Consider the following 19,670-nt stretch of genomic DNA (forward strand, 5'->3'; position numbering starts at 1 on the left):
TCGATAAAACAATTAATAGAGGTTGAAAACCCAACCAATTCTTATTTGGTCCTCTGACCAGGGCAGTCCGGTTTGCTCTTCTTCCAGTCTGTGCCAGTATTGAAGGCGAATCAGGTTGTCGTCTCCATTAATTAAAAAGTTATATGCAAAGGAAATAGTTTTTCGTGTATTTCCCACAATAAGGTCATGTGGATTTAACTCATCATATCTTACAGCAAAAACTGATTTAATAGGTTTTATGAAATATGAAGCCTGAGCCATATAGCCACCGGCTCTAAAAAAATCAGTTTCAGCATTGTATAATAGTGTTGGCTGATTGGGATAGGCCATAATTTGAAGCCATTCTAATTGAACATTCAAACCCATGTACTGAAAGGAAGCATCTGCACCATAAGTATATTTTTCACCATCTACATTTAATAATTGATATCGGCTTCCGGCGGTAACATTTTTATCTGTATATCTGCCGTTTAAACCAACAGAAAACATAGGTAAGGGGCTCACATTTAAATCCATTTCTCTGTATCTGAAACGGGTAGGGTAAGAAAGGTCCGTCCTGAAAACATACTCCAGTTTCCCGCTCGGATCATTATCTCCTGCCAAACCGGTTTCTCCAAGTCCGGTATAAGCCCCTGCATAAACTCTTAGACGTTGTCTCCACATCGACCTGCTCAGCGTTACACCCAAATCTCTGCGGTAATAAACATCTCCCCGGTTCATTTCTGCACGTTGAAAGAAAGGCATTCTTCGAAAGGGAACCATTGAATTTCTGGAAAAAGGCACTTTCTGATAACCGACCTTTATATCGACAGGCAAACCGGTATATGAAACCCAGGCATCCATTAAAAAAGGATTTTCCCCATCATATTCACTTAAGGCTAAGCCTGAAAAGTCAGCCTGCAACTCATAAGAAAAATCATGATAGTGTCTTCCGTCTATTTTAAGCTGAGCATCTTTCAGTCGGAATCTGTTCTTTCGAAAATTTGTTTCATCATCCGCATAAAAACGATAATTGTAGTAATTTGTAAAAGCCGCTCCTATTTCGATGACATGATCTTCTTTTGTAATAGTAAATTGCGCCTTTAAGGTTTGAGAAAACCCAATTACAAAGCCCAAAACAAGAAAGCAAGCAAGGCTGTTTCGATGAAAAAACCGTGTATAGAACATTTATGGAGTGTTTACCGGTGATTTAAAAATATACAATCTTTCCATATCATCACTAATTACATAGAGCTTATTATCCGGGCCAAAGACAAGTCCCTCCGGATTGATTATTCTCAATGGAATTATGAGTTCCGGCATATATGTCAAAGGGTTAACTTTTATGATTTTTCTGTCCTCATCACTCAACAACCAAAGGCTGTCATCATACCAGGTAGCATCAGAAATATCTCTTGCCAACTGAATGATTACCTTGTTTGTAACCTGAAAGTCATGGTTTAATTCAAAAATGACAATGGGGTCTTTCTCGGTAATTAATATCCACTTAGATTTTGCATGATTATAAGTAAAAGACTCAAAGCCTTTATTTCTACCACCGGAATAAGGAACGTAAACCGTTCTTTGCAAACTGAGATTCTCATGGTCGAAAAACCGGATTCTTCGATTGCTTTCTTCCACCACATAAACAAAATTACTGTCTACATAAACAGCTTCAAAATCTATACCCGTAAAGGAAGATTTGCGAATTATATCACCTCTGAGGTTTGTTTCATATAGATAGCCGTCATCGCTTACTATAAAAAACCCATCATTTGTTAGGTTCATTGTTATTCCTGAGGGCTCCGGAATAGATAAAAGGATAAATTCTAAATGTTTGGGCGTTGGCAAACGCTCTGTTTTTCTCATGTCACGCCTGTCCTGACTCCACAAGTCAAGGGGCAAATGAAGTGAAAAAAGGAATAAGAACAGAAATAAAGCCTTGAATTGAAACACTTGGGTGTTAAGGAGTTTATTCATTTGGTTTGCCCGGTGTAGGATTTATCAAAAAGAACCAGTTAGGACCGCCATCAGGAATTCTGCCATAGCTGACACCGGATTGCTGCGGACCAAAAGTCAGCGTATCTATTGCAATAAAAGTATTTTCATCTTTTTTATAAAAAATACCTATTTGCTCACCGTCTCCGGATAGTCTGAAGTTGGTGTGAATATTTGAAGCTACTGTATCATTACCGTCAGCAAATAACACTATATACTCTTTTGCTTTTAATGTCATTTCAGGAAGCAGATACATGTCCGGCTCTTCTAAATCATCGGTTATATACCAACGACCGGCAGCTAAGGTGACAGTATAGTTTCCGGGATAATACAGTTCTATCCAGTCTTCATCCTGACCAAATTCATTGGTGAGCCTGCTTCCGCGTGCAACAAACTCATTGATGAATAAAAACCCCTTGTCAATTTTATCAGACCATACATCTTCGGACATTGGCACCGGTGCATTTACGCCTTCAAAAATTCTGTCTTTTGTACATGCATTTAAAGCAAGCAAGATGACGAATAAAATTAAATACCTATGCATGATTTTTTTACAAAAATCGGCAAATATCAGCAGTTGAAAAGCTTCGGAAAGTTAAGTTAATATTAAATTTTGGACTAATGGAAAAGGAGGTTACGATTACTTTTGGATTAACTCTCTCAAACGCCTTAGTGCCTGTTGGTTTTCAAGATTTTCTACAGACTCTAAAATGTCATATTTTTCTTTAGTTGTCAGCCTGAGACTCAGGGCAACTCTTTCTTCTTTTTTACCCGGTATGTAGTTAAAATTTATCAGGTCTGTGGGAACGTCTAAAACATCTTTTACAAACTGATACATAAAAGCATTATTATAATCATGTTCTTTACTCAGATTTGAATATAGATTTCCTACCGGGGTAAACATTCTTGAAAGAAAAGTTGGTCTTCCGAAGCTGCCAAAATCGTCTTCATGTTTAAACGCTCTGATTTGAACAAAAATAACCCCACCTGTATGTTCATTAATCCAGTTTTTCATGGCATGCACATATCTGGTAGCTAATTGCAGTCCGAAGTTATCCCGAAAGCCGGCATCCATCACTTCTGTTTGCGGGCTTGTCGGTAAGCTTACATTTGGCAAAATATAGGGATACGTGCCATTCATTCTTACTGCGGAGATAAATCTTAAATTGCCACCTCCCTGTTCCTCAAATAAGTTTTTAAAATCGACAGCATCTACCACAAAGTTGTCAATTTGACCGCGGTTTAAAACCGGCCTCATTAAATATCTGACCGGTTGTGGAGAAATCAAAAGCTTTCTACCATCATTTATTATGGTAGGTGTAATAATCATTTTCGGGATAACTGCCTGAGCTTCATATTCCAGATATTCATCTAATCGCTTATCTAAGTAATAGCCATTATTTCTTAAAAAAGATTCTTCAAAAACAAATCCGCGGTCTTTATGATAAGTATGACCTCCCCATTCAAATTTTTGCCAGGGATAAAACAAATCGTTTACAACACTGGTAAAAATTAGCGGAGTTAATAAATCCTCCGCCACATTAAAACTATATGCCGGGTCATGAAAATCATCAATATTACCGAGTGTTTGTTGTAAATACATTTCCCGTGCTTGTGCAGCTCCAAACATGCCGCCACTGGCACCGGTTATCATAGTTGTATAATTAAACAATTGATTGTCCATCAGGCTGTCGGCTTTTTGTAAAATCCGGTATGTAAACATGGCAGCACTATTTCCACCTCCGCTGATAGACATTACTATCATTCTTGGTTTTTCTTTGCCTAACTTTTCTTTCCAGTTGTTTAAAATTTGCTCGTTGTGTCTGATATCTGCCTGCATATTTTCATATTCAGCCATGCCTTTGAGTTTTGCCAGAGAATACTCCGCCGGTGGAATATTGTAGTCAAGGCCATAAGCGCGATTATCAAAAATAAATAAATCGTATTTACTTACCTGATTTAGTCCAACCAGTAAAAAAATAAATAAAGCTGTCTTCCAGGAGCCCATCCAAAAAGAGAAAACCCCCGACAAAGACATCAATAAGGCAAAAAGCAGGAATATACTGGCTGCTGCCGGAATTCTAAAGGCCTCATAATCAATTAAAACACCCAATGCGGCCAATAAAAAAATACTCACCAACTGTATAACTAAGGCATTGAAATGGTGTTGCTTAAAAACGCGTTTTAGTATATTGTCATCATAGTGTTCAACACTTCGGGTGTGTCTGATTTTAAAGGTGCTGGTGATAAAGTAGTCCACCTTCATGATGTTGCTTGTTTGCTGCAGGTCTTCCCACTTTTGGGCTTTGGTTTTTGTGAGTTTTCTCAGTGGGCTGTCTTTAGGCATTCGAAAGCCAAACAATTGAAAAACATTTTTATTGGTGAAATAGAAATAAAGGCTTGACAGCATAAGGCTTGCCACAATGCCCAACAGTAAGCTTAAGATGAAATAAATTGCATTTTCCTCCCCCCGAAATTCATTATTGATTTGAAAAACAAAAATGTAAAAGGAATAGCTGGCGATAAAAAATACAGGTAAAATAGAATTATTAAGAGAAAACATGGCAAACGGCCTCTTCAATGTAGCCATAAAGGGAAAACGGTGACTGTTCAGTACATAAGTTGTAATATTCCAGGTTATCAGGAAGCCTCCCAGAGTAAGGCCTACTAAGAAGAAACTAAGGAAATTCACTTCTCCGACATATTCCGGGTCTAAAAACAGAAATGAAATCCCGTGTGTTTTGCCAAAGCTTCCGGCAATTATAAACCACAACCAAAGCCAGATTAAAAGCAGAACCAGGTGATGCTTAACATGCAATACCAATAAACGAAAAGGGAAAAAATAAGGCAGACTTTTTAAAAATTGCATATTATGTCTGTGAAATAAGCATGATTGTAATCAGTTTTTCAAAAATATAAGCTTTTTTATTAAATCAGTCTATTACGGAGGAAATGTCAGTCATTTTTTATGAAAAAAAGCACTTATCATTAAAAGCCTCATTAGTAATGTGTCTGATGTTATAAATATTAATTTTTACGTAAAAAGAGACTTTTTGTTTTTTTGGAAGAAGCTACTAAATCTTTTGGGATAAAAAATGAAAGAATATGAGTGGTAGATGTGGGTTTTAAGGCAGTTTTAAAGAATGTTTGAGGGGATTTCAACGACTAAAACAATGAGAAAAATCCGGTTTTTAATTAAGCAAAAAAAGCATGCTAAAAAAGGCTTAAATATTTTCGAACAGTTGTGTTTAATTTAAAATCATTTTTTTTATCTTTGCGTCACCATTTTGGAGAGGTGCCTGAGTGGTCGAAAGGAGCGGTTTGCTAAATCGTCGTACCGTTTACGCGGTACCGCGGGTTCGAATCCCGCCCTCTCCGCAGAATCAAAGAAAATTTCGGGGTGTAGCGCAGCCCGGTTAGCGCACCTGGTTTGGGACCAGGGGGTCGCAGGTTCGAATCCTGCCACCCCGACTTTTTGAAACGCAAAGCTTTATTTTTAAGGCTTTGCGTTTTTTGCTTTTTGGGCAGTTTCTCCTGAATAGTGTTGGCTGTTTTTTTTGTGGAAATAGATTCTTTCTAAAGGGATTTAAGGAGACGCTTATATACCTGGAAGAAGATCTCCCGGAAGCCGGATTTTATTCGTTGGATATCCCTGAGCAAAGTGAAAGTCCTGTTCTGGCATTTAACTACGACAGAAGTGAATCCGAAATGTCATTTGTCGATGCTGCAACGCTTAGAAATTATCTTCCGCAAACAAATTTTGAAATTCTTGAGGTTACTAAATTCGCTGAAATTCAAAAGGCGATGGTAAGCCTTAACTTTGGTAGTGATTTTTGGAAATGGTGTATTGCTATTGCTCTGCTTTTTCTTGCTTTTGAAATTTTACTATTACGCCTTTGGAAAAAGTAGAGAGGGAGAGAGGAAAGAAGACCCAAGAGCCCAAATTCCAAGTAGACCAAGACCCAAGGGAAAGTAGGCAGCGGCAGTAGGCACTAGGCAGGGTGAGAAGCCAAGAGACCAAGACCTAAGAGAGAAGTTGAAAGTAGAAAGTTTATAAAGTCTGAAAGGAATATGGTAGCATTTTATGGAAAAATTATGATTGCAAATTTAAGGAGAGCACAGTGTATCTAATTGTCACTCAGGTTTTTTCTATAATTTTTATTTCTTTAGGCATACGGAATTTGATTATGAATGAAGAAATAATTGTCAGCCCACCAATCAGAAAAATAGCATATTCAACTCCGAATAAGTCGGCTGTAATACCGGAAATTACAGCACCAAAGGCATAACCTAAATCTCGCCAAAGTCTGAAAGTGCCTATACTTTCTGCTCGTTGTCCTGGACTTGTGGCTTGGGCAATGGTGCTGAGGAATGTGGGGTAGACCAATGCCGTTCCTAAACCTAAAATTGCCGATATGGAAGCTAAAACATAAAAGTCGTTACTAAAGGGAATGAGCAAAATAGCCAGACCTTGTAAAAGCATTCCCCAAAACAGCATTGCTTTTTTTGAGTAATGGTCAGACATTTTACCTGTAAAAAGTTGTCCTATACCCCAAACAGTTGGATAAATAGCAGTGATTATTCCAATATTAGTATTGTCGAAATTAAGCGCAAACAAAACAATTGGGAGTAAACCCCAAATCATTCCGTCATTGAGATTGTTGATTAATCCTGCTTGTGTTACTGAGCTTAGTGTTTTGTTTTTAAATGTTGTATCAAAAAACACATTTTTAAGTTTTACAGTATTGTCTGTTTTGCCTTCTTTTTGGACAAAAACATTAGTATCTTTTACCCATAAGGCAGTTAATATAAAACCAACAATGGAAATAAAAATACCAATGTAAAATGGGTAAGGAGTGACTCCATACCTATTGGCTACATAACCTGTCAATAATGCTACTAAGCCAACTGCAAAATACCCTGCAAACTCATTTAAGCCCATTGCTAACCCTCTGTTTTTTTCACCGACAAGATCTATTTTCATTACCACTGTGCTGCTCCAGGTTACACCTTGGCTTACTCCCAGTAGCACATTGGCAAAAATAACAAAGCTCCAATTGGGGGCATACATTAACATAAACGGAACCGGTATTGCGATTAACCAACCGTATAAAAGCAGATTCTTTCTTCCAAATTTATTAGCAAGCCTTCCCGTGTAATAGTTGGCAATGGCTTTTGAAATTCCGAAGGCTGTTATAAATGAAAGTATGGCTGTCTTTGAAGCTATCCCAAATTCTAACTCAGCAAATTGCGGAATAATAGTACGTTCCATTCCAATCATTCCACCAACAAAAGCATTGATGATTACCAAAATGGTGAATTGCTTCCAATTTTCTCTTAGTCCGAGCTTTATATTATCTGTATTCATTTTTGATTTTATAGAATACAAAGGTCTGATGATTTAGTAACTAATTATTTTACAAATGATAAATAATCAACGAATTTCAGCTCTTATTCTGCTTAACGACACCTGGGTAATTCCAAGATAAGTAGAAATATATTTAAGAGGGATTTTTTGGACATAGTCAGTTGTTTCTAAAAGCTCTAAATATCTTTCTTTTGCCGTGTTAAATTGCAGACTTTCAATTCTTTTTACCGTATTCACATACTCTCTTTCAAAAAGCAGACGGAATAGCCTTTCTATGTCGTGGTGTTTATCGTATAACTTATTAAATAGAGAATCGGAATCAATACTTATAATAGTTGTTTTTTCAATGGCTTGAATGCCTTTTAGTGTTGGCTCTCCGGTAAAAAGACTTTCAGCTCTCACGATAAGTTCGTTTTCAAAAGCAAAATGCTCGGTAATATCATTTCCATCCTTGTGATAAAAAATTCGAGCGCAGCCATCTTTAACTAAATAGACCGTTCGACACCTGCTTCCAACATCCTGTATTAAATCATTTTTAGAGTAACTTTTTAAATAAATAATCTGCTCCAAGGCTTCTTTTGCCTCCTCTGAGACCTTATAAATGCTATCAAAAAAAGAATTAATCTCCACAGCTAATTAATTTTAGTTTTTTCAATGTAAAATAGACAAAACCTAACGATACTTTTTATTTTTTCCCATATAGCATAAAAAAGCCCCTGAATTCAGAGGCTTTTTTGTTTTTAAACGATTTATATTTCTAAAGATTAAATCTCATCTTTCTGAAGGTGCATTCTTAAAAACCCTGACATAGCCTTGTAAAACTCGAAGCGATTTTCTTCATTCAGGAAGCCGTGTCCTTCATTTTCTTTTACAAGATATGGAACACTGATATTTCTTTCGCGAAGAGCGTTTACAATCTGATCGGATTCCGCTTTGTTAACTCTTGGGTCTTTGGCACCCTGAGCAACAAATAACGGAGCTTGTATATTATCAACCTGATAAAAAGGAGAGTTTTCTCTAAACATAATACTGTCTTTTTCAGGATGCCCAACCATTTCGTGCATCATATCCAATAATGGCTCCCAGTAAGGAGGAATCGTTTTCAGGAAAGTAAACAAATTGGAAACGCCAACATAGCTGATGCCGCAAGCATATAATTCCGGGGTAAGTGTAAGTCCCGCTAAAGCAGCATAACCACCATAACTGGCTCCGTAAATTGCAATTCTGTCCGGGTCTGCAATACCTTCATCAATCAACCACTTAACGCCATCTGTTACATCGTCTTGCATGGTTTGTCCCCATTGCTTAAAAGAAGACATCCAAAATTCTTTACCATATCCGGTAGATCCTCTGAAATTCATTTGAAATACAGCATAACCTCTGTTGGCTAATAATTGCACTTCAGGATTAAAACCCCAGTTGTCTCTTGCCCAAGGTCCACCATGAACATTCACTACAACCGGTAAATTTTCTGCTTCCTTGCCAACCGGTAATGTTAAGTATCCGTGAATAGTTAAACCATCTCTTGACTGATAAGTTACAGGCTTCATCTCAGCCATTTCTTCTTCATTTAATTCAGGGTTTACTTCTGCTAAAAACTCAAAAGTGTCAGCTTTTCTGTCATACAAATAAAAGGAACCCAAAGACCTGTCAGAATAGGTTCTTACTACCATCATGTTCTCATCTTTTGTAGAGCTTGTAATGCCGTATTCATATCCGTCAAACTCTCTGTCAAGTCTTTTGATAACATCCTTCATTTCATTGTCAATAACATATCTTTCTCTTTTCCAGGAAGTAAAACTTACTGTGGTTAATACTTTTCTTTTTCTTGAGTAATTTAGTCCTGAAACATCAAAATCCGGATTTTTGTAAATTTCCTCAATTTCCTCTCCGGTTCTGATATCCATCTTAACAACAGCTGTTTTATCTCTGTTTAAGTTAGATAAAGCATAGACATTTTTGTTATCAAAGGTGAAAAACAAAGGGCTTATAGACTCCGTAAAAGGAACTGTTTTAACCGATTGAAATTCATCCTCTTCAGTTTCTCTGTAAAGCAAAGTAGTGTTAACTCCGCCTTCAATTTTTAATGCTACGCGTATTTTTCCGTCGTGATCAGTTAACCAACCCATTATAGGGTTGAACATATCGGTGTTTTCGGCTAATTGTTCTAAATCACCGGTCACTATATTTAGTCTGTAAGGCTCATGAAGCTGAGGATTGTTTTTGTTAAGCCCAATTATCATTTCGTCTTCAATATCTTCCAGCTCATCTATGATTTGTGCTCTGACATCTTCAAATGGTGTTAAATCTCTTTGATTTGAACCGTCTTTATTAACCGCATAAATTCTGTAATTTTCATCTCCACCACGGTCGTTTAGGTAAACAAGTCTGTCATTATTTGCCCAAAAGTAGGCCATTATATCACGATGCTCGCTATCCGTAATGCGCTTAACATCTCCGGTTTCTCTGTTTTTAACATGTATGTTTAAACGGTTTTCATAAGGACTCAAATAAGAAATATATTTGCCATTCGGAGAAATTTGAAATCCTGTCTCTACCGGGTTTTGAAAAAAGTGTTCAACAGGTATACTTCCTTCATCCATTTCAATTAATTTCAAAACTTCTAAAGAATCATTAACAGGATCAATCAAGGGAAAGTTTGATTCTCCGTTTTTAGCAGTTTTTTCTCCATCAGACTCATTACAGGCGGTAAAAAAGGGAACAAAGCTGACTATCATAAGTATTAAAAGGTTTCTTTTCATTTTCCGGTATTTAAATTTTAAGTTGCAAATTTAATAAAAACATTTTTATTCTTTCTAATTCTAAACAAAAACTAAAATGTAATGTATCTCAAGCTTTAAGATATTAAGCCGAATAGATTACTTTTATTTTTTTAAAAAAGCGTAAGTTCGTATTTAAATGAAAAGCTATTATAAGAAAAAAGTCATTGAGGCAGGCTGTGATGAAGCCGGCAGAGGGTGTATTGCAGGTCCCGTTTTTGCGGCAGCGGTAATTCTGCCCGCTGATTTAAAAATTGAGGGATTGAACGACTCTAAACTACTTTCAGCAAAGGAAAGAAGTCGATTACGCACAGAAATAGAAAAAAAAGCTATTGCCTGGTCTGTTGCAAAATGCAGCGAGGACGAAATTTTTAAACACAACATTCTCAGAGCTTCTTTAATGGCTATGCATAAAGCATTGAGGGGCCTATCTGTATATCCGGAGTTTATATTAGTGGACGGAAACCGATTTGTCCCTTTTGATGAAGTAGAGCATTTTTGCGTAATAAAAGGAGATTCAAAATTTACTTCTATTGCCGCGGCATCTGTGTTATGTAAGTTTTACAGAGATGAATATATGCTTGCATTACATGAGAAGTATCCGGTTTATAAGTGGTCAAAAAATAAAGGCTATCCGACTATCGAACACAGAAAAGCTATAACAACTTATGGTTCTTGTGAATATCATCGAAAGGGTTTTCGCCTCTTATCGGAAAAGCCGGTTGAAAAGCTGTTTTAAGCAGTGTTGAACTAAGGTGATTTTTGCCAAATTTCAGCCGGTATGCTAAAATCAACGAGAAGCTTTTTAACAACATTACCTTTCACAATATGCTGATTCACAATTTCTTCAACATCCCCGGCTTCTACTTTTCCATAGACAATTCCCTCAGGGTAAATAACTACTATGGGGCCGTATTCACAAAAATCAAAGCATCCGGCTCGCTGGGCTCTCACTTCTGAATTCAGCTTTTTATCCTTCAACAATTTCTTAAAAGCGCCTACCAATAAAAGCCCGTTTCTTTCTCCGCAACAGGTTCGCCCCCCTTGCTTTCTTTCATTGGTACAGACAAAAATCTGATGATTATATGGTGTATTTGATTTCATAAGGCTTAAAAATAAGTATTCGCTCCATATTTTTTTAACCAGGCTTCGCTTTCTCTATAATCAGGCATAACACTTTCCACGCATTTCCAATAAGCAGAAGAATGATCTCGGTGAATGAAATGTGCTAATTCATGGACAATCAGGTAATCAACTATCTTTTCGGGACACAAGAGTAATCGGGTAGAAAAACTTAAATTGCCCCGGCTGCTGCAACTGCCCCAAACTCGTTTGTTATTTCTGAAACGAACTTTTTTAACCTCTACCTGAAAGTGTTGACGATTTATGACATCGACTTTATCTACCATATAGGAGTTGAAAAACTTAGCCAAAGCTCTTGCTAATGTTTCCGAAATTTCTTTTTTACTTCTTTGTATATGAGCCAGAATGTGAATCTCATTATTTTTAATACTTATTTTTTCCCGATTTTCTACTACTAAGAAATTTATTGAATAGGTCTGCCCAAAAAGTTTTAGCTCGTTAATTTTAGAGTAATCTTTATAAAGTTCTTTTTTTCTTTCAAAAAAGTCAGGAATTTCTTGCAATTTTTGATTTGCCCAATCTGTATACTTAGAAATGTAAAAGTTTTTTTCATGTTTATTCATTCCTTTCGGTAAACGAATAATAACACCTGTTTTACAAAGGGAAACACGGGAATTTGATCTTTTTTCAATGTAAACATAAATGTTTACTGCGTAGTTGTTGAAGTAGATGGTATCGTGAAGCGTTTTATTTATTGCTCCTGCCATTTTCTCTTCATTATTTATTTACTTGATTGATATACTTTTCAATAGCCATTGTCATTGAAGGAGTGTCTTTGGTTGGGGCTTTTATCTGCATTTCGAGTCCGGCATCCTGAATTGCTTTTTCCGTGTAAGGTCCAAAGCCACCAATCCGGGTCTTGTTTTGCTTAAAATCCGGAAAGTTTTCAAAAAGAGACTTTAATCCGGCAGGACTAAAAAATATGATTGCATCATAAGTAAGATCTTTGAGGTCAGATAGGTCAGTGCTGACTGTTTTGTACATAATTGCCATATCAAAGTTGACATCATTTTTTTTCAGGGTATCCAAAGCATCTTTCTTGTGCACATCAGAGCAGGGAAGTAAAAAGCGCTCTTTTTCTTTATGTTTGATAACCAGTTCGATTAAGCTGGAATTGCTTCCGTTACCAAAAAACACTTTTCGTTTTCTGTATAAAATATACTTTTGCAAATACAGCGCAATTGATTCAGAAATACAAAAGTATTTCATGTCCTGCGAAATTTTTAATCTTGATTCTTCACAAATTCTAAAAAAGTGATCAACGGAATTGCGGCTATTGAAAATCACAGCAGTGTATTCCGGTATTTCTATTTTGTTTTTTCTGAAATCTTTATAAGAAACGGGCTGAACTTCAATAAAAGGACGAAAGTCTACCTTTATCTTATATTTATTTGCAATGTCAAGAAATGGAGATTTTCCATTTTCAGGTGGGGGCTGAGATATTAGAATTGACTTTACTGGAGGTGCAGTCTTATTTTTTGCCATACAAACTAAAGTTTGGTTTTATATCAATTGCGCATTTTGTAAAATTTTAATAAATAAAATCACGGGCACAATTTCAAGAGTGCAAATATACAAAAAAAACAACTTTTTTTCTGTTAAAATATAATTTTTCCCAATAATTAATCCTTTGATAACCCTCATAGCAATTACAAGAAACACTATTACAATTGATATGTAGGCTGAAATAGCAGAAACCTCAGGCGTAGAAAAGGCTATTAACAAGCTAAAAGGAATTAAAAGAATTCCGGTTGCCTTATATATTTGCCAACAGTTAAAGCTGAATAAGCGCAATGAACTACCAAAAGGAAATATTAATGCCATAATCCGTATCAGTAGTGTTTTAGATAAAAATAACAATACGATTATTCCCAATATCCATAAGAAAACTGAAATACCCGCTTTGTTTAATGTAATGCCCAGCAAAGGAAGTAGATAAAACAGCCATAAGCTGAAGCTGATTAAAAAAACAATATTCAATAGCAGATAAGAAAACTGAACACCTATTTTTTGGTCATAATAAATTTGCTTAGAAATGGTTACGCTGCTTAAAGAGCGCCAGATATTCTGATAGTTTCTGCCGGTGACGTTTTTTGTTATGGCAATCAAGAGAGTCAGTACAAGCAATATAAAAAAAGCAGTATTCTGATTGGTTTTTATTTGCCGGGCATTGATTACTAAAGTTGACGTTTTGCCTGGTTTATTAAGTATGTCGTGTTCAAAAAAATGTTTGGGATATTCTTTAGATGGGAAAAGTATTTCCTTTGCTTCAAAGTCATCATAGGGCCCGTTATTTTCTACAGCTGCCTCAGCGAAAAAAAAAGTACTAAACAAAACTACACATAAAATTATGCTATATAATGAATTCATTTTTGGAAACATTATACACATAAGTTCATTTTTTTAATCTTTAAAGTTAGCAAAAAGCAATTATTGAGCTCATTCATTTTAATATTAACGGACTTTATAAATTTTACGTGTCATAACATGATTACCATTGTTAATGCTAAGAATATATTGACCTGCAGGAATCCCGGTTAAGTCAATTTTAGATAAGTAATAACCCGGAGAATTCTCATTTAGCTGTTGTTTGAAAATCGTTTTTGCACCCATGTCCGTAACCGTCAACTTCAGATTTGCCTCTTCAAATAAATAATACTGTAAAGTAAAGTGATTTTCAAAAGGGTTAGGGTAAGTACCCAAAATAGTCATTGGAATTGATTTCTCAGGACTGCTTGAAAAAATAGAAGGTGCCGGTGCCAAAGAAGGGTTTGGAATATCCTGAACAGAACCCGTTGGTGACTCCCTGAAAAAACGCTCCTGATGATTTACAAACCAGGATGCAGCCCTGCTATCTTCATAAATTCTTTCGGTAACTGTTGGCACATGATACCAATCTGCCTGGGTTCTGTCTTCTGTGATATCTAAAATTGTGTAACCTCTTTCTGTAATGTTGGCCCACTGAACATGACTATTGGCAGCTTGTATTAAGTTCAAAGGCAACTGGAAAGGGAATCCGGGCGATGTAATGCTTGTTGTTACAACTTCTACAGCCACATTATTTCCACTGTTATCTATTAGGTTATTCGCCCATGAAGTGTGGATGTCACCGGTTAAAACCACAACATTCTCTACATTATTCCCTAAAATATCATTGTATAAATTAGCTCTTTCAGCCTGGTATCCGTCCCACTGATCGGCATTTAAAACCTGACCCAAAGCCCTTAAAGGAGCCATCATCACCTGTTGCCCAATTATTTTCCAACGGGCATTTGAGTTAGTCATTTGATCTATCAGCCAGTTATACTGCACATCTCCCAACATAGTTCTGTTTGGGTCATTCAAATCTGAAGAAGTAACTCCTAAAGGTTCATCTCTTGCATATAAACGGGTATCTATCATTATAAAATCGACCAAATCTCCAAAGGAAATATTTCGCCAGATTCGTTCAAAATCAGAAGGGTCGGGTCTTCTCATTGGCAACCATTCATAATAGGCGGTGATAGAGTTACCTTTTCTATCAAACCAGTCACCCTGAGAAGCATCATGATTTTCTGCACCGCCAAACCATGAATCATTAGCACTTTCATGATCATCCCATACAACTATCCAGGGGTAATTTTGATGTGCCAGTTGTAAATCCGGGTCTAAACGGTAATGTGAATAACGAATTCGGTAGTCTTCTAAAGTTACAGTTTCGTGATCCGGATTATGTGCTCTTTCAGCAGTAAAGTAACCGTATCCGCCCGTTTCATATTCATATATATAATCCCCAAGATGAATCACCAAATCTATATCATTTCTGCTTGCCATTCTTTCATAAGCATTGAAATACCCTGCCTGATAGTTCGAACAGGATACTACAGCTACTCTTAATTGATCAACATTACCGCTTGGAGCCGTTCGTGTTCTGCCAATAGTGGAAGTTTCTCCTAATGCATTAAATCGAAAATAATACCAGGTATTCGCTTGCAATCCATCAGCATCAACATTAACCGTGTAATCCTTACTTGCATCCGTTGATGTATTACCACTATTAACAATTTGGTTAAAGAGGGTGTCTAAGGCGATTTCCCATTCTACATCAATAAAAGCCGGGTCATTGTCTCCGGGGGTTACTCTCGTCCATAAAATGACTCTGTCTGCCAATGGATCTCCACTGGCCACTCCATGATAAAACGGAGCAAGTTCAGGGTTTAAACTAAATCTCTTAGCCGTTGCCTGCAAATCAAATATGCAGAGATAGATAAATAGGGCTGTAAAAACGAAATAAGTACTTTTTGTAAACTTCATAATTGCTTTAAAATTGATAAACAAGGTTGGTAATTATTTGATAAAAAGTGGTTTAATTGACTAAGGTTAATTTTTATTTACATCAAAGTCGCTCATGTCTGTTGCCTGACTTGTGCTTTCAGAGGGTTCGAGCTCTTTTAATTTTGGTAAATCTTCCGGTCCGTTAATACCGAAATGTTCAAGAAATACTTCACTGGTTGCATATAAAACAGGCCTGCCGGGGCTATCCGAGCGACCTTTAATGGAGATGAGTTCTTTCTCCAGTAATTTATGTATAGTATAATCAGCACTAACGCCTCTGATGTTTTCAATATCTGATTTCGTTACAGGTTGCTTGTAAGCGATAATTGCCAAGGTTTCTAGAGCTGCCGCAGACAGTTTCTTTTTTTCCTTTATGTTAATTTGCGTTTTAACTATTTGATAATAAGGTTCTTTAGTGTAGAACTTGTATCCCATATTGACCTTTTCTACTGAAAAAGGAAATTCATCACTATTGTATTTTGTAATTATCTTTTCAAGTAATAGTTCAGTCTCCTCAAGAGAAAAAGTTTGTTGAAAACATTTTTCTAAAGCCTGCAAAATTTCTTCGGGACTGATAGACCCGGTGGAAGAAAAAATAAGGGCTTCTATATGTTGCTGTATGTTTTGCATAACTCCAACAAAAATAAACAAACTGTTTGAATTTTATGTACTTAAAAGCTTTATAGAGAAACACTTTTTTTTGAAATTAAGAAACAAAAACAAAACTGGCACATTATGTGTATTTTAGCATTCTGAAAGTTTTAATTAAGTGACTTGATTGTGAAATCAATCGGGTTTAATACATATAAAATTTAGTATATGAAAAACCTTATACTTTTAGTTGTCTTAAGTATTTTTACTTTTTCTGAGTCTGCTTATTCACAAAGCAGAGTCGTTTTTACAGAAGAAAGCAGCGAAACATATGTTTTCAGAAACCAACAGGCACAATCCCAGTCCGGGTCTCAGGTGTATGTAAACAGAATTATCAATTTACTGGGCAGAGGCATTCAAAAACCGGTCAATCAAATACGCTTTGATGTAAAAGTAGATTATAAGCTGGAATATATAACTTCAAGCGGAAATATTGCAGAAATAGCCCTTTCAATTCCTGAAATGTCTATTGCAGGGGACTATCTCTACAAAGGTTTTCCCATAGCTGAAGAACTCAAGCCCTCCGCAATTGGAGCGGAAGTTTCTCTTCAGGGAAGAGGAGGAGAGTCTGTTTTTTATGAAATGCGTCCAATTATTTTTCAGGGCGTTCCATTTCAACTTTCAATAACAGAAATTCCGGATACATTCACAGTCAGGCGATTAAATTTGAACCGGATAAATCTGATTTATGATAATAATTCTTTAGGTGCATTAAGCCAAAGGGTTCAACTTATAGATGCGTATTATTTAAGTGAAAGTCAATTGTATGATGTAAATAGAATTTTAAAAAGTATTGACCCATATAATCTGGAAAAGATTGATGAAAATCAACAAAAATTGAGTCAGGCAGAGCTATTGCTTCAGCAAATGAGTAATTGGAGGTTTCCTCGCCTGTTGCCCTTAAGCTCCTATGATCCCGTGAGCTATGTACCAAAATTTAATGCAGCGGGTATGCAGGCTGCTGAGGTGAGAAATGAGTTGCAAGAAGTAGCCGGAAATCTGGATAAAATGTATTACGACAGAGGTATGCAGGCATTAAACAGAAGTGATTTTGAAAGTGCTAAAAGTGATTTTCAACGGTCTCTTCAGTTCAATCCGGATGCTTCAATAGTTGTTTTTCAATACGGATTGACGCAACTGGCAATAGGAGATACCTCAGATGCTATCACTACATTGTTAAGGGCTGAGAAAATGTCTCACGAAACAATGAGCATTCCCAGACAGATAAATCGTGCATTGAAAGATATCTATGACGGAGATATAAAAACGGCAGAAGAAAAATTTCAAAAAGGCGATTTAAACGATGCCTATTACTATTTTGACAGAGCGCTTTACGTTTGTAATCAATCTCAACAGTTAGCTTGTACTCAGGCAGCAAGAGAGGGGTTTAGCAAAACTACTGAAGCAATATTTACCGCTTTTTTAAGTGATAAGGAAGCCGCAATGGGAAAGGAAAATTATAATGAGGCTAAAAGCATTTTGGATGAGGCCAAAAAGTTTGCCGGGGAGCACGATATAAGCAGAGGAGAGGCCAGAGTAGCTGATGCTGAAAAAAAGCTGCATCAAAATATTTTCGACGAAGAGGTACTACGAGCTAGAAGGTTTGTACAAAACAATGCTTATGAAGAGGCTTTTGAAGTTTTGGAAAGTGCATACAGCAGACAGGAAAATTATAACATTAAAGTTTCTGAAGATTGGAGTCAGTTAACAAAAAAAACAGCAGAAGAAAAAGTTTTAGCTTTAAGCAATCGCGGTCAATCTTTTCTGAATCAAAACGACTTAAGAGGTGCTGAAAGAATATTGAGTGATGCAGACAGAATCAGTAAAAAATATAGGATTGAAAGTAAGCCAGAAATTAGTGAGGTATTACAGGATTTAAATCAGAACATTGTTGAATTGGTATGTCAGAATGCATCAAATACTATTGATAATTTATTGACTAACGCAAATGGATATGAAGCGGAGAAAATTTTTATTCTGGCAAGAGGAGAACTTGAGAAAGCGCTGAAAGTTGCTAAGGAAAACCAAAATTGTGCTTTATCAAGAGCAGATATTGAAAACAGAATTGAAGACATTGCTTCAGCAGCAATTTATCAGTCAAAGCTAATGGACGCAGCTAAAGATATTACAGCCAGAAGATATTCAGCGGCAATTGAAAAGTATATTTCAGCAGAGCAAATATTTATTGAAAACAGACTGGAATTAAAAGGAATTGAACATCTCAATTTGAATGAATATGTTGAGTATAGGCGAAACAGACAACTCTCGGAGGCAACAGTTCAGTTTCACCTTAACAATAGTGACTACGAAGAGGCTTTGAGTATGATTCATTTTTTAGCAGATAACAGATACAGCAGTGCCACTATCAGAGATCTTCAGCGACAACTTGGAAAAGCATTTGCTCAAAGAGATTTTTTTCAGACTCAACCTCCACAGCCCAGAAATAAAGTTAGTGAGTATACAGAAGATAAGCGAAGACTACGTTTTTTAAGAAGAGCCTATATGAGAACATGGAAAAGCTTATAAAATTAGTTTCCGGTTACGAAAAAGGCTGTTTATTTTTATTTTTTTTACTTTCCTGTAATAGCGTTTCTATGTCACATGATGCAGATGATATAAAGGTTATTGCTCACCGTGGAGCCAGTGGTGTGTTTCCTGAAAATACGATTGCAGCTATTCAGGCAGCCTATGAAATGAAGGTAGATTTTATTGAGATAGATGTTCATCAAACTGCTGATAAAAAAGTTGTTGTTATTCATGACAAAACTGTTGACAGAACAACAAATGGAAACGGAAAGGTAGGAGAGCTCAGCATTGAATATATTCGAAGCTTAGACGCAGGGCTTTGGAAGGACAAATCTTTTGCCGGCGAGAAAGTCCCGCTGCTTGAAGAAGTTTTTCCTTTTATTGATAACAACACTCAATTGTTATTAGAAATAAAAAAAGGGGATGATTTTTATCCCGGAATTGAAGAAAATATTTTAAATATACTGCTAGAGCACAATATGCTTGACAAGGTTATTATTCAATCGTTTTACCCGGAAGTTTTAGTGCGTTTAAATACACTTAATCCCGAACTCAGGTTGCATCAACTTTTAGTACTTTATGCCCCCGGACTGCCCTTTCATATAGACACTTCCCCCAGGTTTAGAAACTTAAAAACACTTGATTTTGTTGAGCAGGTTAATATTTACAGTAAGTTTGCTTTTCGTCCGGTAATTAATAATTTACGAAAAAATAATTTTGGAACTTTTGTTTGGACTATTAATGAGGTAAAGGATCTGAAAAAGTTTATGAACAAACCAATAAATGGAATTATTACAGATTATCCGGAGAGAATGTTGGATCTTAAAAAGGATTAAACAGATATTTTTCATGCTACCTTAATGTATTCGGTTATTTTTTTACAGAAAAGCTCATTATCTTTACAATTCAAG

Annotated in this window: 17 protein-coding genes and 2 tRNA genes; 6 read left to right on the forward strand and 13 right to left on the reverse strand. The window is 36.3% G+C overall.

The window, feature by feature from the left end; all coding sequences use genetic code 11:
• Positions 1 to 12: 12 nt before the first annotated feature.
• From EA412_07205 to EA412_07220, 4 genes are all read right to left on the reverse strand, one after another.
• Positions 13 to 1,167 carry a hypothetical protein gene (locus tag EA412_07205; protein ID TVR79011.1) on the reverse strand — a complete coding sequence of 385 codons (1,155 nt, stop codon included), beginning with the start codon at positions 1,165 to 1,167 and terminating at the stop codon, positions 13 to 15.
• Entirely contained in the window at positions 1,168 to 1,959 is a 792-nt protein-coding gene (locus EA412_07210; protein ID TVR79012.1) for a hypothetical protein, read from the reverse strand.
• Positions 1,952 to 2,521 (reverse strand): lamin tail domain-containing protein, encoded by a 570-nt coding sequence (locus EA412_07215; GenBank protein ID TVR79013.1) that lies wholly within the window; start codon positions 2,519 to 2,521, stop codon positions 1,952 to 1,954. Before EA412_07215 ends, EA412_07210 begins: the two co-directional genes overlap by 8 nt.
• A 96-nt stretch (positions 2,522 to 2,617) precedes the next feature.
• Positions 2,618 to 4,846, reverse strand: coding sequence for a patatin-like phospholipase family protein (locus EA412_07220; protein TVR79014.1), 2,229 nt, complete (start codon positions 4,844 to 4,846; stop codon positions 2,618 to 2,620).
• A 420-nt stretch (positions 4,847 to 5,266) separates the two neighbouring features.
• Here EA412_07220 and EA412_07225 point away from each other — a divergent pair.
• The 3 genes from EA412_07225 to EA412_07235 all read left to right on the forward strand — a co-directional run bounded on the left by EA412_07225 (position 5,267) and on the right by EA412_07235 (position 5,886).
• Positions 5,267 to 5,355, forward strand: a tRNA-Ser gene (locus tag EA412_07225).
• Positions 5,356 to 5,373: 18 nt separating this feature from the next.
• Positions 5,374 to 5,448 (forward strand) — tRNA-Pro (locus EA412_07230).
• Positions 5,449 to 5,490: 42 nt separating this feature from the next.
• Positions 5,491 to 5,886, forward strand: coding sequence for a hypothetical protein (locus EA412_07235; protein ID TVR79015.1), 396 nt, complete (start codon positions 5,491 to 5,493; stop codon positions 5,884 to 5,886).
• A 229-nt stretch (positions 5,887 to 6,115) separates the two neighbouring features.
• Here EA412_07235 and EA412_07240 read toward each other — a convergent pair whose 3' ends face one another.
• The 3 genes from EA412_07240 to EA412_07250 form a co-directional block, all read right to left on the reverse strand.
• Complete coding sequence (locus EA412_07240) at positions 6,116 to 7,345, reverse strand: MFS transporter (protein TVR79016.1); 1,230 nt, start codon at positions 7,343 to 7,345, stop codon at positions 6,116 to 6,118.
• Between the two features lie 66 nt (positions 7,346 to 7,411).
• Positions 7,412 to 7,975, reverse strand: a complete 564-nt coding sequence (locus EA412_07245) for a Crp/Fnr family transcriptional regulator (protein ID TVR79017.1) — start codon at positions 7,973 to 7,975, stop codon at positions 7,412 to 7,414.
• 134 nt (positions 7,976 to 8,109) lie between these two features.
• The gene (locus EA412_07250) at positions 8,110 to 9,948 is read right to left on the reverse strand and encodes a S9 family peptidase (GenBank protein ID TVR79047.1); all 1,839 of its coding nucleotides are present in this window, start codon (positions 9,946 to 9,948) and stop codon (positions 8,110 to 8,112) included.
• A gap of 316 nt (positions 9,949 to 10,264) precedes the next feature.
• Here EA412_07250 and EA412_07255 point away from each other — a divergent pair, with 316 nt between their 5' ends.
• A complete protein-coding gene (locus tag EA412_07255) occupies positions 10,265 to 10,864 on the forward strand; it encodes a ribonuclease HII (protein ID TVR79018.1) in 600 nt (199 codons plus the stop codon).
• An 11-nt stretch (positions 10,865 to 10,875) separates the two neighbouring features.
• On the opposite strand, the gene EA412_07260 is transcribed toward EA412_07255, so the two are convergent.
• From EA412_07260 to scpB, 6 genes are all read right to left on the reverse strand, one after another.
• Positions 10,876 to 11,229: a (2Fe-2S) ferredoxin domain-containing protein gene (locus EA412_07260; protein TVR79019.1), complete on the reverse strand. Its 354-nt coding sequence runs from the start codon at positions 11,227 to 11,229 to the stop codon at positions 10,876 to 10,878.
• Positions 11,230 to 11,234: 5 nt separating this feature from the next.
• The gene (locus EA412_07265; GenBank protein ID TVR79020.1) at positions 11,235 to 11,975 is read right to left on the reverse strand and encodes a M48 family peptidase; all 741 of its coding nucleotides are present in this window, start codon (positions 11,973 to 11,975) and stop codon (positions 11,235 to 11,237) included.
• 10 nt (positions 11,976 to 11,985) lie between these two features.
• Entirely contained in the window at positions 11,986 to 12,753 is a 768-nt protein-coding gene (locus EA412_07270) for a uroporphyrinogen-III synthase (GenBank protein TVR79021.1), read from the reverse strand.
• An 18-nt stretch (positions 12,754 to 12,771) separates the two neighbouring features.
• The gene (locus EA412_07275) at positions 12,772 to 13,659 is read right to left on the reverse strand and encodes a DUF4271 domain-containing protein (protein TVR79022.1); all 888 of its coding nucleotides are present in this window, start codon (positions 13,657 to 13,659) and stop codon (positions 12,772 to 12,774) included.
• A 63-nt stretch (positions 13,660 to 13,722) separates the two neighbouring features.
• A complete protein-coding gene (locus EA412_07280) occupies positions 13,723 to 15,585 on the reverse strand; it encodes a T9SS C-terminal target domain-containing protein (GenBank protein TVR79023.1) in 1,863 nt (620 codons plus the stop codon).
• Positions 15,586 to 15,627: 42 nt separating this feature from the next.
• The gene (gene scpB / locus EA412_07285) at positions 15,628 to 16,212 is read right to left on the reverse strand and encodes an SMC-Scp complex subunit ScpB (protein TVR79048.1); all 585 of its coding nucleotides are present in this window, start codon (positions 16,210 to 16,212) and stop codon (positions 15,628 to 15,630) included.
• A 189-nt stretch (positions 16,213 to 16,401) separates the two neighbouring features.
• Between scpB and EA412_07290 the strand changes: the two genes are divergently transcribed.
• Together EA412_07290 and EA412_07295 are read left to right on the forward strand one after the other, a co-directional pair.
• Positions 16,402 to 18,759, forward strand: a complete 2,358-nt coding sequence (locus EA412_07290) for a hypothetical protein (protein ID TVR79024.1) — start codon at positions 16,402 to 16,404, stop codon at positions 18,757 to 18,759.
• Entirely contained in the window at positions 18,744 to 19,595 is an 852-nt protein-coding gene (locus tag EA412_07295; protein TVR79025.1) for a glycerophosphodiester phosphodiesterase, read from the forward strand. The genes EA412_07290 and EA412_07295 overlap by 16 nt, the downstream gene beginning before the upstream one ends.
• The last annotated feature ends 75 nt before the right edge of the window (positions 19,596 to 19,670 follow it).

Source organism: Chitinophagaceae bacterium, from assembly GCA_007695095.1.
GTDB lineage: Bacteria > Bacteroidota > Bacteroidia > Chitinophagales > REEL01 > REEL01.

What these genes read in the sequence shown, in the direction of transcription:
- EA412_07205 (TVR79011.1), bottom strand. Translation starts at nt 1,167, where the DNA reads ATGTTCTATACACGGTTTTTTCATCGAAACAGCCTTGCTTGCTTTCTT.
- EA412_07210 (TVR79012.1), bottom strand. Translation starts at nt 1,959, where the DNA reads ATGAATAAACTCCTTAACACCCAAGTGTTTCAATTCAAGGCTTTATTT.
- EA412_07215 (TVR79013.1), bottom strand. Translation starts at nt 2,521, where the DNA reads ATGCATAGGTATTTAATTTTATTCGTCATCTTGCTTGCTTTAAATGCA.
- EA412_07220 (TVR79014.1), bottom strand. Translation starts at nt 4,846, where the DNA reads ATGCAATTTTTAAAAAGTCTGCCTTATTTTTTCCCTTTTCGTTTATTG.
- EA412_07240 (TVR79016.1), bottom strand. Translation starts at nt 7,345, where the DNA reads ATGAATACAGATAATATAAAGCTCGGACTAAGAGAAAATTGGAAGCAA.
- EA412_07250 (TVR79047.1), bottom strand. Translation starts at nt 9,948, where the DNA reads ATGGATGAAGGAAGTATACCTGTTGAACACTTTTTTCAAAACCCGGTA.
- EA412_07255 (TVR79018.1), top strand. Translation starts at nt 10,265, where the DNA reads ATGAAAAGCTATTATAAGAAAAAAGTCATTGAGGCAGGCTGTGATGAA.
- EA412_07260 (TVR79019.1), bottom strand. Translation starts at nt 11,229, where the DNA reads ATGAAATCAAATACACCATATAATCATCAGATTTTTGTCTGTACCAAT.
- EA412_07265 (TVR79020.1), bottom strand. Translation starts at nt 11,975, where the DNA reads ATGGCAGGAGCAATAAATAAAACGCTTCACGATACCATCTACTTCAAC.
- EA412_07270 (TVR79021.1), bottom strand. Translation starts at nt 12,753, where the DNA reads ATGGCAAAAAATAAGACTGCACCTCCAGTAAAGTCAATTCTAATATCT.
- EA412_07275 (TVR79022.1), bottom strand. Translation starts at nt 13,659, where the DNA reads ATGTGTATAATGTTTCCAAAAATGAATTCATTATATAGCATAATTTTA.
- scpB (TVR79048.1), bottom strand. Translation starts at nt 16,212, where the DNA reads ATGCAAAACATACAGCAACATATAGAAGCCCTTATTTTTTCTTCCACC.
- EA412_07290 (TVR79024.1), top strand. Translation starts at nt 16,402, where the DNA reads ATGAAAAACCTTATACTTTTAGTTGTCTTAAGTATTTTTACTTTTTCT.
- EA412_07295 (TVR79025.1), top strand. Translation starts at nt 18,744, where the DNA reads ATGGAAAAGCTTATAAAATTAGTTTCCGGTTACGAAAAAGGCTGTTTA.